Genomic DNA, 12,846 nt, shown 5'->3' on the forward strand with positions numbered 1-12,846 from the left:
TCACAACACAACCACCTGCAGCCCACTCAAAAGCCCGTTGCAAACGAAAAAAACCCATTCAACGCCCAAGATAACTCTCAACCACAGCCGCATCACGTTTAACGTCATCAAGCGTCCCTTGAGCCAGCACCCGTCCCTCGGCCATAACAGTAACCTTCCCGGCATCGCCGGCCAAAGCAGCCACAAACTCCATATCATGCTCAACGACCATCATGGAACAGGTCCCACGCAAGTGGTTAAGAAGAGCAGCCAGTTCCATAGTCTCATCATCTGTCATGCCAGCCGCAGGCTCATCGAGCAACAACAACGCAGGCTGTTGCATCAACAACATCCCAATCTCGAGCCGCTGCTTCTGCCCATGAGAAAGCTCACCAGCAGGCCGCAACGCCTCGCCTTCCAGGCGAATCAACGACAACGTCTCTTCAATTCGCGCTTGCGCCGCCCTATCCAGCCGCGCGCGTAACGACGCATACCAACCCTTATCGGTCTTCATGGCCAGTTCGAGGTTCTCCCACACGGGATGCTGCTCGAACACAGTCGGTTTCTGAAACTTGCGCCCAATCCCTGCACGCGCAATAGAAGGCTCATTCATCCGCGTGAGATCGATCGTCTGCCCGAGAAACACCTTGCCCGAATCGGGCGAAGTCTTCCCGGTAATCACGTCCATCATCGTCGTCTTGCCGGCGCCATTCGGCCCGATAATGCATCGCAACTCACCCACATCGATCGACAGCGACAACGCATTCAAGGCACGAAATCCATCGAACGAAACCGTCACGTCTTCCAGATAGAGAATCGCACCGTGCGACACATCGATCTCGCCAGGCGTGACCACACGTCCCATCGACGCCACGCCGGAAAGCGCGCGGCCATCGTGTTCCTCGGGAAGCGAAAGATCGGGAACCATCGGGTTCTCATTCATCAGCGGTTCCTCCTGCGCGTGACGAGCTCGACGAGCCCCATGATCCCGTTCGGCAATAGCAACGGCACGAGCACGAAGATCAAACCCAGAAAGAACAGCCAGTATTCGGCAAAATAAGCCGTGAAAAAGCTCTTCGCGCCATTCACCGCGAACGCGCCGATAATCGGCCCGATCAGCGTGCCGCGCCCGCCCACCGCCACCCAGATAGCCATCTCGATCGAGTTGCCCGGCGACATCTCGCCCGGATTGATGATGCCGACCTGCGGCACATACAGCGCGCCCGCAATCCCGCACAACACGGCCGACACCGTCCACACGAACAGCTTGTACGCCAGCGGGCTGTAACCGAGGAACATCAGACGCGTCTCGCCGTCGCGCACGGCCGTCACGACACGCCCGAGCTTCGATGTCACGATCGCGCGCGCGCCGATGAACGCGAGCACGAGCACCGCGAACGTCAATAGAAAAAGCGCCGTCCGCGTGCCTGCATGCGTGATCGGATAGCCCGCAATCCGCTTGAAATCCGTGAAGCCGTTGTTGCCGCCAAAGCCCGTCTCGTTGCGATAGAACAGCAGCATCGCGGCGAAGGTCATCGCCTGCGTGATGATCGACAGATACACGCCTTTCACGCGCGAGCGGAACGTGAAGAAGCCGAATACCCACGCGATCACAGCCGGCACCAGCACCACCAGCAACAGCGCGTAGCCGAGATGCTGCGTGCCCTCCCAGTACCACGGCAACTGATGCCAGTCGAGAAACACCATGAAGTCGGGCAGGTCGCTGCCGTACTTGCCGTCATGGCCGATCGCGCGCATCAGGTACATGCCGATCGCGTAGCCGCCAAGCGCGAAAAACAGGCCGTGCCCGAGGCTCAGGATGCCGCAGTAACCCCACACGAGATCGAGCGCGAGCGCGGAGATCGCATAACACATTAGCTTGCCCGTCAGCGTCATCGCATACGCGGACAAATGGAATGTGCTGGTTTCTGGCAGCACCAGCGCCGTGAACGGCACACCCAGTCCGATCGCGATGATCAGCGCGATCAGGCATTGCCACGCGCGCCGCGACAGCAGGGCAGGGCGCGGCGGCAGGCCGAGCGCGAAACCTTCGAGGGACTCGCGTTCGCTCGCCTGAGCGTCGCCGCGTGCCTCAACGGAAGTGGTGGCGGAAGAAGACGCGGATGTCATGTCATGCCTCCGCGCTGCGGCCCTTCAGGGCGAACATGCCCTGCGGACGCTTCTGGATGAACAGCACGATCAGCACCAGCACCGCGATCTTCGCGAGCACCGCGCCCCAGAACGGCTCGATGGCCTTGCTGACCAGCCCCAGCCCGAAGCCGCCGATCACCGTGCCCGCCAGCTGCCCGACGCCGCCCAGCACAACGGCCATGAACGAATCGATGATGTAGCTCTGCCCGAGGTCCGGACCGACATTGCCGATCTGAGACAGCGCGCAGCCGCCCAGCCCGGCGATGCCCGCGCCGAACGCGAACGCATACGAATCGACATACGCCGTCTTCACGCCGACGCACGCGGCCATGCGGCGGTTCTGCGTGACGGCGCGCACGAACAGGCCGAGCCGCGTCTTCGTCAGCACGGCCCACGCAATCCCGACGACGATCAGCGAGAACGCGAGAATCGCGAGCCGGTTGTACGGCAGGATCAGGTTCGGCAGCACCGTGACGCCGCCGCTCATCCACGAAGGGTTCACCACTTGCACGTTTTGCGCGCCGAACAGCATGCGCGTCGCCTGGATCAGGATCAGGCTGACGCCGAAAGTAGTCAGCAGCGTTTCGAGCGGACGTCCATAAAGATGCTTCAGCACGAGCCGTTCGAGCACGATGCCGACCAGCGCCGCCACCGCAAACGATGCGGGCACGGCGATCAACGGATACCAGTCGAATGCGCCGGGCATGTAGCGCTGCACGAGGTTCTGCACGACATAGGTTGCATATGCCCCGATCATCAGGAACTCGCCGTGTGCCATGTTGATCACGCCGATCAGCCCGTACGTGATCGCAAGGCCGAGCGCGGCGAGCAGCAGCACGCTGCCGAGCGACAGCCCCGCGAACAGCGTGCCCGCGATCTCGCTGCGGCGCTGGATCGAATCGAGCGCGTCGATGCCCGTCTGCGCTGCCTCGCGCACCTGCGCGTCGCTTTCGGCGAAGGTGCCGTCGGGCTTCTTCGCGACGAGCGGGCGCAACAGTTCGTACATGTCGAGATCGTGCCGCGCGGCGACCAGCTTCACCGCTTCGAGACGCTTCGCCGCATCGGTGTCGTGCAGCGCCGTCATCGCCCAGAGCGTGTCGAGGCGCTTCTTCAGCGCCGGGTCGGTTTCCCTGGCGCGCGCTGCGTCGATTTGCGGTTTCATCGACGGATCGGGACTTTGCAGCAACGCGGCGATCGCGGCGGCGCGCTTCGCCGGGTCGGTCGAATCGAGTTGCAGGCCCGACAATGCGCCCGCGACTTTCGAGCGCAGCAGATTGTTCAGCGTGACTGGCTGCGCGTCGCCTGCGGCGACGCTCTTGCCCGTGACGGCGTCGCGCGCGGTGTCGCCGTCCTGGATCAGCACGGCGCCGCTATCGGTGGCGAGCGCGCTGTCTTCGGATAGCGCCTTCAGCAGCGCGAGCGACGGCGCGTCGTGATTCGCGATCAGCTTGTCGATGGCGGCCGACTTCGCATCGAAGTCGTCGCCGGCGAGCGGCGCGACTTCTTCGGCCGTCAGTGCATGGGCGCTCGCGGGTGCAAGCACGGCGAGCGCCGCGCCCAGCGCACACGATGCGGCGGCAATGCGCACGCGCGCGCGCATGCCGCGCAGCGTGTCAGCGCAGCGGGCCTTGAGCGAAGCGAGCGTGGAAAGTGAGTACGCCATAGTGGTCTTGAGTGAGAAGCCTGCAGGCAGGCGCGCGATGCCCTCGCACGAGAAGCGGCAAGGGCATCGCGCGCTTGCGTGGGCGCGCCGGATGGCTCGCGCGAGGCGAGCCGGCGGCGCGTTGCGCAAGCCGGTGCGTCCAACTGATGCGACACACCGGCACGTTGCTCATGCCACGTTATGCGACGCGCGAGCGGCGGCGCAGGAACTCGGGAATCGAGCTGACGACATCCGGCTTGCCCTGGTTGCCTGCGATATACGGGCTCCACGGCTGCGCACGAATGGCGGTCTTGGTCTTCCACACGACGTTGAACTGGCCGTCCGCGCGCACTTCGCCGATCATCACCGGCTTGTGCAGATGGTGGTTGCCGTCCATTTCGAGCGTGAAGCCCGACGGCGCCGCGAACTTCTGGCCGACCATCGCGACGCGCACCTTGTCGACATCGGTGCTCTTCGCTTTTTCGACGGCCTGTTTCCACATGTGGATGCCGACATAGGTCGCTTCCATCGGGTCGTTGGTCACGCGCTTCGTGCCGCCCGGCAGGTTCTGCGACTTAACCCACTCGGCCCATTGTTCCTTGAACTTCGTGTTGTTCGGGCCCTTCACCGACATGAAGTAGTTCCATGCCGCGAGGTTGCCGACCAGCGGCTTGGTGTCGATGCCGCGCAGTTCCTCTTCACCGACCGAGAATGCGACGACGGGCACGTCGGTCGCTTTCAGCCCCTGGTTGCCGAGTTCCTTGTAGAACGGCACGTTCGAGTCGCCGTTGACGGTCGAGATCACGCACGTCTTGCCGCCCTGCGAGAAGGTCTTGATGCTGGCGACGATAGTCTGATAGTCGCTATGGCCGAACGGCGTGTAGACCTCCTGGATGTCGGTCTCCTGGACGCCCTTGGATTTGAGGAACGCCCGCAGGATCTTGTTCGTCGTACGCGGATACACATAGTCGGTGCCGAGCAGGAAGAAGCGCTTGGCGCCGCCGCCTTCCGCGCTCATCAGGTATTCGGTGGCGGGGATCGCCTGCTGGTTGGGCGCGGCACCCGTATAGAACACGTTGCGCGACATCTCCTCGCCTTCGTACTGCACCGGGTAGAAGAGCAGGCCGTTCAGTTCCTCGAACACGGGCAGCACCGACTTGCGCGACACCGACGTCCAGCAGCCGAACACGCAGGCGACCTTGTCCTGCGTCAGCAGCTGGCGGGCTTTCTCGGCGAACAGCGGCCAGTTCGAAGCGGGATCGACGACCACCGGCTCCAGCTTGCGGCCCATCACGCCGCCGCTTGCGTTGATCTCGGCGATCGTCATCAGCGCCGTGTCTTTCAACGACGTCTCCGAGATCGCCATCGTGCCCGACAGGGAGTGCAGGATGCCGACCTTGATCGGGCCGCTGCCCGACTGGGCGTGCGCGAAAGGAACCTTGCCCGCGAGCGCGAGCGCGCCCGACATGGAGCCGAGCTTCAGCAGACTGCGACGTTTCATGTGCTTCCCCTTGCCATAGATGGTGTTGAGTGGCGGACGAACGGCGTGCGTCCAATTGTTTGCGTTATGTGTGCAGGCGCTTGCGGGCCGGATACTGCAAGGCATATGCCAACTGCGCGGGAGCCGCTTCAATACACGCTTCGCTTGCTGCAATGCGGCTCGATGCCGGTGCGGCATCGTGTGGCGTTATGCGCTTTGAGCGCGAAAGCGGTGCACCATGGGTGCGCGCGCCTCGTTCGGGTGCGCGCCGCGCTGCAACGGAGCGTGCGCCGCGACTCCTCGGATGGGTGGGCGCGACGCCGGTGCATCGCCGCTGCGCTGTTGTGCACGGACGTGCGGCTGCCGGTGCTGTAGCGCCTGCCGACGTGAGCGACGGGGAGGTGAAAGAAACGGATTGAGCGGCGCAGAAGAGGTGAAAACGGCGGACAGGCTGAGGTGCCTGTCCGCCGTTTTGGTATGCACGCGTCGCTAAGTACGCGGCCGGTCAGAATGCTACGTAGGGTCCAGTCTGGTTGCCCGCTTTCATGCCGCTTAGCGCTGTGTAGACGTTCCGGCCGTAGAAGAACGGCAGACCCCACATGAGTTGTTGCGACGAGTACCCGCCAAGATTGTCGTGCGCGGCATAACCGAGAGCGAACAGGTTGAGCGAATTGGCAATCGAGAAGGCTATTGTGGAATTCGCATTGCCTGTGTTCGAGAGCAATGTGGCGCTCATGCTTTGGGTCGTGCTGGGCGCGAACCAGTGGGCGTCGTCGGGCGTGACGGGTATCGTTCCATCTGGAAGGAACAAGGCATTTGATCCGCTATCGAGGTAGCTCGGCATCGTGCGTCCCTTGTAGCTGGTCGAGAACATGCCGCGGTCCGTGACAGCGAGGAAAGTCGCCTTGGCGGGCAACGCGTTGTTGTCGCGCGTGCCGATACCGAATACCAGTTCGCCTGTGACGCTCAGCTGACCCATCGACGGCAGTGCGGGCAGGCGGATGATCGTGCCGTTGTTGTCGGTGGCGAAAGCGGTGACGGGGTTGGCCGTCTGCCTGTCGAGCGGCACACTGGCTGGCGTGCATGACCAGGGTGTCGGGCAATAGTAGTAGTTGGGTGCAAGCGCTCTGCTGGCCGCTTCCGGATAGTCTTGCGCCATATGCCCGATGCCGACGATACCGTTCGCGCCGAGATCTTTGACGGTGTTCAAGCCCTGGCCACGCGATGAGCAGTCTTGCGGTGTCCATGTCGCAAACGTGCTGTCGCCGATTAACTGAACAGAAATGCCGCTTGCCGTCTTCTTGCCAATCGTGACATCGGCGGCTCGCATTGAACCCCATGTAAAGCCCGACGCGAACAGTGCGCACTGCGCGATGGCCGCCTTGCCTGTGCTGTCGTTGCTGGCGCCCGTCTGCATCGGCAGCTTGCCGGCGAACGACGCGTCGAACGCAGACGCGATGACGCGCACGCCGACCGAGCCCGTATCGAGCAGCATGTGATCGACGGTCGCGCATTGGGACGCGCCTTGCTTGCCCGGCGCGCAGAACGTCACGCTGACGTAGGGCATGTTCACGACCCGATAGTCCGTGTAGTCGCTAAAGATGTTGATGGGCACGATGTTGTCTGCGACCGGGGCGGGCGGCGGCGTGTCGTTGTTGCCGGATGTGCCCGTCCCGCTGGCCGGCGTGACGGCGGCAGGCGTGCTCGCCTCCGAAGGCGCACTGGCTGGCTCAGTCACGCTCGCAGGTTGAGCCGCGCTCGCGCCGGGAGGCGCGCTGGCATTGGCTGGTGCGCTGGCGGGCGGGGCGGGTGGGGCGGGCGTTCCTGCTGGCTTGGCAGGAGCGTTATTGGTCACGGGCTGGTGGGAGCCGTTGTCGTCGCCGCCTCCGCCGCCGCAAGCGGTCAGCGCGACGCTGGCCGCGACCAGCACGGCGAGAAGAGGGCTACCGGAAGTGCAATGCGAAAAGAACTTCTTCATTGCAGGTCCTCAACCTTCACCTCGGCAGGCACGAGCCGCGGCACATAGGCGCGTCCCGCGAAGGCGCCCTGGTGCCCGACCGATTCGATCTGCAGGTCGCCTTCGCGCCCGATCAGCGGACCCGTGCCGCGCGCGTGGCTTTGTCCCGCATTGACGAAATTGAGGAAATAACTGCCGAGCAGCGCCCGCATGTCCGGACGCGTCGGTCCTTGCCACGTGACCGCGAAGACGACGTTCGCCGCCGAAGCATATTCGCGGACAGTGACACCGTCGGACGTTTGCGATTCGTGAACGGTATAAGACGGCGAAGACGTCGCGCCGGATGCGGCGGCGCGCAGCATGGATTGCGGCGTACGGGCATCCGCCGACGGCGCCGCGCCGAGTGTTGCGTGACAGACGAGGGGCGATAGCAATGCCAACGCCGCCGCGATCCTGATCGATTTCATAGTGTCGCGTTCTTGAAAGGAAACGCGCTATGTTGTTCGATGGATAATCAGGATGGCGTAGTAATGCTCCTAATCCGTGCCTGAGATTTCTGGATTTGCGAAGGAAACATCTGACGCGGTCCGCCGCAGAGCCAAACAGCATGCACAAACAAAAACGCGCCGGTGAATCACCGGCGCGTCAATGCAGCAAAGTGCAGCGAACGGCGCTCAATAAGTCGGCACGGAAGGATCGACCTGACGCGACCACGCGTCGATGCCGCCGTACAGGTTGAACACGTCCTTGTGGCCGCGCGATTCGAGGAACATCGCGACCTGCGCGCTGCGCGCGCCGTGATGGCAGATGCAGACGATCTGCACGTCGTCGTCGAGTTCTTCGCTGCGCGCGGGAATCTCGCGCATCGGAATCGACACGCTGCCGGCGATCTTCGCCGTTTCGATTTCCCACGGTTCGCGCACATCGAGCAGCACGGGCGCCGGGCGGGATTGATCAGCGAGCCATTCGGCGAGGGCGGAAGCGGTCAGGTTTTGCATCGTCGGTCTCGCGTGGTGCTCAGAACTTGAAGCGCGGCGCGTGCACGGCGTTCTGCAGCGGCTCGACGTAGGTTTCGAACACGTCGGCGATGCGGAACTGCTTCTCGTCGACGCGCGTGATGATCTGCGCCTTCATCACAGGCGCGGTGCCGACGAACGCGGCAAGACGGCCGCCCACCTTCAGCTGCTCGAGGATTTCCTGGGGCAGCACGGGCAGGCCGCCCGACACGCAGATCACGTCGTACGGGGCGGCTGCGCCCCAGCCGCGCGCGCCGTCGCCCGTCGCGACTTCGGCGTTCAGCACGCCGTTCGCCGAGAGGTTTGCCTTGGCCAGCGCGGCCAGTTCCGGCTCGATGTCGACCGTCAGCACATGCTGCGCGCGATGCGCGAGCAGCGCGGCCATGTAGCCCGAGCCCGCGCCGATCTCCAGCACGCTCTCGTGTTTCTTCACCGCCAGTTCCTGCAGCACGCGCGCCTCGATGCGCGGCGCGAGCATGTGCTGGCCGGCGGGCAGCGGAACTTCGAAATCGACGAACGCCAGCTCGCGATACGCGGCGGGCACGAAGTTCTCACGCTTGACGATCGACAGCAGATTCAGCACGTCCTGGTCGAGCACTTCCCAAGGACGGATTTGCTGTTCAATCATGTTGAAACGCGCTTGTTCGATGTTCATGATCAATTCGGCGGTGTGGTTGAGACGCGGGCAGCGGGTGTATTGGGGGACCACTGCTCCCATTGGATGTTGCCTGGGCTGTTATCACCGGGGGTAACCCGGAGGGTGTCACTCGTTAACTGCGAAATTGTACCAAACCACGCGCCGATGCCGCCCTGTCGCGGGCAGGTCCATCACGCGCGGACGGATTCCCGTGCGCGCCGCGCCTCCGTGAAAGTCCCTACTAAATGACACTTGCGATTCGCGCCGGTGTCGCTCAAAAATGTAATCGATTACATTCTCGGAGCGAGAACCGGTGGACAAACCGTCGCAACGTGACCCGCAAGCGCAGCCGTCCGGCGCGGCCGAGCCCGGGATTCGGGGCTCCGCACGTGCCGCATCGGAAGGGCTGTCGATTGCGGGCGTCGCCGAGCAGGCGGGGGTGTCGGTGGCGACGGTGTCGCGCGTGCTGAACGGGCATTCGAACGTGCGTCCGGCGACGCGCGACAAGGTGCTCGCCGCTGTTTCGACGAGCGGCTACCGGGTGAACGAACTGGCGCGCAATCTGCGCACCGCGGAGAGCCGCCTGTTGCTGACGATGGTGCCCGACGTCGGCAACCCGTTCTATGCGGAAGTGATTCGCGGGATCGATTCCGTGGCGCGTCAGCACGGCTATTTCATGCTGTTGTGCGACACGGGCGCCGATGCGGGCCGCGAGCGCAGCTATTTCGACCTGCTGCGCCGCCGCCGCGCGGACGGCGCGATCTGCCTCGACCCGGCCACCGTGCAACAGGCGCTTGCCGAGGAATCGAACGCACTGCCGTGGGTGGCGTGCTGCGAGTTCGATTCGTCCGTGGGCGTGCCGTACGTCGGCATCGACAATTACCGCGCGGCGGGCGACGCGGTGCGCCATCTGCTGGCGCGCGGCCACCGGCGTATCGCGCTGATCAATTCCGACGATCACTACCTGTACGCGCAACAGCGCCAGCAAGGTTATCTGGACGCGTTGCGCGACGCGGGCATCGCGGTCGACGAACGCTGGCGCCAGAACGTGAACAGCCTCGACTACGAGGCGGGCGCCTCGGCGGCGGCGCTGCTGATGACGCAAACCGACGCGCCGACGGCCATCTTCGCCGTGTCGGATACGCTGGCGATCGGCGTGATCGCGGGCTTGCGCAGTGTCGGCAAGCGCGTGCCCGACGACGTTGCCGTGGCGGGCTTCGACGATATTTCGCTGGCCGCGCAGATCGATCCGCCGTTGACGACGATCGCGCAGCCGATGCGCGAGCTCGGCGAGACAGCCGCGCGCCTTCTGCTGCAACGGCTCGCCAATCCGCGCGAGCACGTGCCGGGCGTGCTGCTGCCGCATCGGCTCGTGGTCAGAAAGAGCGCTTGAGAGGGAAGCCGCGATGAGCCTCGCCGTCCGATTCGACGATATCCGCAAAGACTTCGGCCCGGTGCGCGTGCTGCACGGCGTGAGCTTCGATCTCGCGCCGGGGCGCATCTACGGTTTGCTCGGCGAGAACGGCGCGGGCAAGTCGACGCTGATGAAAATCCTCGCGGGCTACGAGACGGCCACCGAGGGCACGGTGCTTGTCGACGGCCACGCGCAGCGCTTTGACGGCTCGCGCGATGCGGAAGCAGCGGGCATCGTGTTGATTCATCAGGAGTTCAATCTCGCCGAGCATCTGACGATCGCGCAGAACATGTATCTCGGTCACGAGAAGCGCAAGGGCATGTTCGTCGACGACACGGCGATGCGCAGCGAAGCGAAGCGCTATCTGGAGCAGGTCGGCCTGCACAAGCACCCGGACACGAAGGTGCGCGATCTGATCGTCGCGGAAAAGCAGATGGTGGAGATTGCGAAGGCGCTGTCGCGGCGCGCGCGGCTGCTCATCATGGACGAGCCGACGGCGACGCTCACGCCGTCCGAAACCGAGCGCCTGTTCGCGCTGATGACGAAGCTCAAGGCCGACGGCGTGACCATCGTCTATATCTCGCACAAGCTCGACGAGGTCGAGCACATCACCGACGAAGTGATCGTGATGCGTGACGGCCGCTTTGTCGCGCGCAGCGAGACGGCGCTGCTGGCGCGTCAGCAGATGGCGAACCTGATGGTGGGGCGCGAGCTGTCCGACATGTTCCCCGACAAGACGCCGCCTGCGCAGAACGCGCCGATCGCGCTGCACGTGCAGCATCTGAGCGTGCCCGAGTGGGTTGACGATCTGAGCTTCGACGTGCGCGCGGGAGAAGTGTTCGGCTTTGCGGGGCTGGTCGGCGCGGGGCGTACGGAGGCGTTCGAGGCGATCATCGGATTGCGCGAGCGCACCTCGGGCACGATCGAAATCGCCGGACGCAAGGCCGCTCTGCACAGCCCGCGCGACGCGATGCGGCGAGGTCTCACGTATCTGAGCGAAGACCGCAAGGGCAAGGGGCTGCATGTGAACCTGAGCCTGCAGGACAACCTGACGCTGATGACGCTCGAACGCTATGCGAAGCCGCTGCTCGATCTGAAGGCGGGCCGCGACGCGCTGACGAAAGCCGTCCGCGAGTTCGGCATCCGCACGGGCGATCTGGGCAGCCGCGCGCGCATGCTGTCGGGCGGCAACCAGCAGAAGCTCGCGCTGGCCAAGTTCCTGCAGCCGAATCCGGATGTGATCGTGCTCGACGAACCGACGCGCGGTGTCGATATTGGCGCGAAACGCGACATCTATTTTCTGATTCACCGGCTTGCGTCCGAAGGGCGGGCCGTGGTCGTCATTTCATCCGAACTGATCGAGCTGATCGGGCTGTGCCATCGCGTCGCGGTGATGCGCGCGGGGCGCCTGCAGGCGACGCTCGGCCTCGACCATCTGACTGAAGAGGAGTTGATCGCACATGCGACCGGCACACACTGACACTGCGCCGGCAGGGCGCGCGATGCGGATCGCGCATCGATTGCATGGGCTTGGGCCGCTGGCGGGGCTGATCGTGTTGTGCATTGCGGGGACGCTGCTGAATCGCGATTTCGCGACTGTCGACAACATGATGAATGTGCTGACGCGCACCTCGTTCATCGGGATCATTGCTGTCGGTATGACGTTCGTGATCATTTCAGGTGGGATTGATCTTTCTGTTGGGTCGATGGCGGCGTTGATTGCGGGCAGCATGATCTGGTTGATGAATGCGCTTGCCGCTGCGCCGGGCGGGCATGCGTTTGCGCCGCTGACTATTGTGCTGATCGGGATTGCGAGTGCGTTCGTGCTGGGTGGCGCGTTTGGATGCGCGCATGGGTTGTTGATCACGAAAGGGCGGATCGAGCCTTTTATTGTCACGCTGGGGTCGCTGGGTATTTTTCGCGCTGTGTTGACGTGGCTTGCGGACGGCGGTGCCTTGACGCTCGATAACAATCTTTCCGATCTCTATGGGCCGGTCTATTACGCGAGTCTGTTCGGGGTGCCTGTGCCGATCTGGGTGTTTCTCGTCGTCGCGGCGGGCGGTGCGGTCATTCTTAACCGCACGGCGTTTGGGCGGCATGTGCAGGCTATTGGCTCCAATGAGCAGGTTGCACGATATGCCGCGATTCGCGTTGATGTCGTGAAGATCGTTACTTATGTGCTGCTTGGGGTTTGTGTCGGCGTGGCGACGGTTTTGTATGTGCCCAGGCTTGGGTCTGCTACGCCCACTACTGGGCTTTTGTGGGAGTTGGAGGCGATTGCCGCCGTTGTGGTTGGCGGGACCGCGCTCAAAGGCGGGGAAGGGAGAGTTGTTGGCACCGTGATCGGTGCGGTTCTGCTTTCTGTGATTGCCAATATTCTTAATCTCACTAGCATTATTAGTGTCTATCTGAATGCTGCTGTGCAGGGGATTGTGATTATTGTTGTTGCGTTTTTGCAGAGGGGGCGGAGATGAATGAGGGCGTGGTTTTGCCTTTGCCTTTGCTTTTGCTTTTGCTTTTGCTTTTGCTTTTGCGGCGGCAGGGTGGGCTGCTTTCGCTTTCGCTTTCGC

Annotated in this window: 11 protein-coding genes; 3 read left to right on the forward strand and 8 right to left on the reverse strand. The window is 63.5% G+C overall.

Annotation, left to right across the window (positions count from 1 at the left end):
- Window positions 1-58: 58 nt before the first annotated feature.
- From urtD to KFO72_RS39000, 8 genes are all read right to left on the reverse strand, one after another.
- The gene (urtD, locus tag KFO72_RS38965; protein WP_054928726.1) at window positions 59-922 is read right to left on the reverse strand and encodes an urea ABC transporter ATP-binding protein UrtD; all 864 of its coding nucleotides are present in this window, start codon (window positions 920-922) and stop codon (window positions 59-61) included.
- On the reverse strand, window positions 922-2,109 hold the full coding sequence (urtC, locus tag KFO72_RS38970) for an urea ABC transporter permease subunit UrtC (RefSeq protein WP_054928725.1): 1,188 nt from the start codon (window positions 2,107-2,109) through the stop codon (window positions 922-924). Before urtC ends, urtD begins: the two co-directional genes overlap by 1 nt.
- A 1-nt stretch (window position 2,110) precedes the next feature.
- Window positions 2,111-3,793 carry an urea ABC transporter permease subunit UrtB gene (gene urtB, locus KFO72_RS38975; RefSeq protein WP_082433718.1) on the reverse strand — a complete coding sequence of 561 codons (1,683 nt, stop codon included), beginning with the start codon at window positions 3,791-3,793 and terminating at the stop codon, window positions 2,111-2,113.
- Window positions 3,794-3,971: 178 nt separating this feature from the next.
- Window positions 3,972-5,273, reverse strand: a complete 1,302-nt coding sequence (gene urtA, locus KFO72_RS38980) for an urea ABC transporter substrate-binding protein (protein ID WP_054928724.1) — start codon at window positions 5,271-5,273, stop codon at window positions 3,972-3,974.
- Between the two features lie 484 nt (window positions 5,274-5,757).
- Window positions 5,758-7,230: a DUF3443 family protein gene (locus KFO72_RS38985; protein WP_225034304.1), complete on the reverse strand. Its 1,473-nt coding sequence runs from the start codon at window positions 7,228-7,230 to the stop codon at window positions 5,758-5,760.
- Window positions 7,227-7,676 (reverse strand): DUF2844 domain-containing protein, encoded by a 450-nt coding sequence (locus tag KFO72_RS38990; protein ID WP_225034305.1) that lies wholly within the window; start codon window positions 7,674-7,676, stop codon window positions 7,227-7,229. The genes KFO72_RS38985 and KFO72_RS38990 overlap by 4 nt, the downstream gene beginning before the upstream one ends.
- Window positions 7,677-7,883: 207 nt before the next feature.
- On the reverse strand, window positions 7,884-8,207 hold the full coding sequence (locus KFO72_RS38995) for a rhodanese-like domain-containing protein (RefSeq protein ID WP_036003302.1): 324 nt from the start codon (window positions 8,205-8,207) through the stop codon (window positions 7,884-7,886).
- 19 nt (window positions 8,208-8,226) lie between these two features.
- Entirely contained in the window at window positions 8,227-8,880 is a 654-nt protein-coding gene (locus tag KFO72_RS39000) for a protein-L-isoaspartate O-methyltransferase family protein (RefSeq protein WP_060599940.1), read from the reverse strand.
- Window positions 8,881-9,175: 295 nt separating this feature from the next.
- Here KFO72_RS39000 and KFO72_RS39005 point away from each other — a divergent pair, with 295 nt between their 5' ends.
- The 3 genes from KFO72_RS39005 to KFO72_RS39015 are packed head-to-tail and all read left to right on the forward strand — an operon-like array spanning window position 9,176 to window position 12,750.
- Window positions 9,176-10,255 (forward strand): LacI family DNA-binding transcriptional regulator, encoded by a 1,080-nt coding sequence (locus tag KFO72_RS39005; RefSeq protein ID WP_054928720.1) that lies wholly within the window; start codon window positions 9,176-9,178, stop codon window positions 10,253-10,255.
- Window positions 10,256-10,268: 13 nt separating this feature from the next.
- The gene (locus tag KFO72_RS39010) at window positions 10,269-11,756 is read left to right on the forward strand and encodes a sugar ABC transporter ATP-binding protein (RefSeq protein WP_054928719.1); all 1,488 of its coding nucleotides are present in this window, start codon (window positions 10,269-10,271) and stop codon (window positions 11,754-11,756) included.
- Complete coding sequence (locus KFO72_RS39015) at window positions 11,737-12,750, forward strand: ABC transporter permease (protein ID WP_225034306.1); 1,014 nt, start codon at window positions 11,737-11,739, stop codon at window positions 12,748-12,750. The genes KFO72_RS39010 and KFO72_RS39015 overlap by 20 nt, the downstream gene beginning before the upstream one ends.
- Window positions 12,751-12,846 lie beyond the last annotated feature (96 nt).

This window comes from Paraburkholderia sp. XV (genome assembly GCF_020177535.1).
Taxonomy (GTDB): Bacteria; Pseudomonadota; Gammaproteobacteria; order Burkholderiales; family Burkholderiaceae; genus Paraburkholderia; species Paraburkholderia caribensis.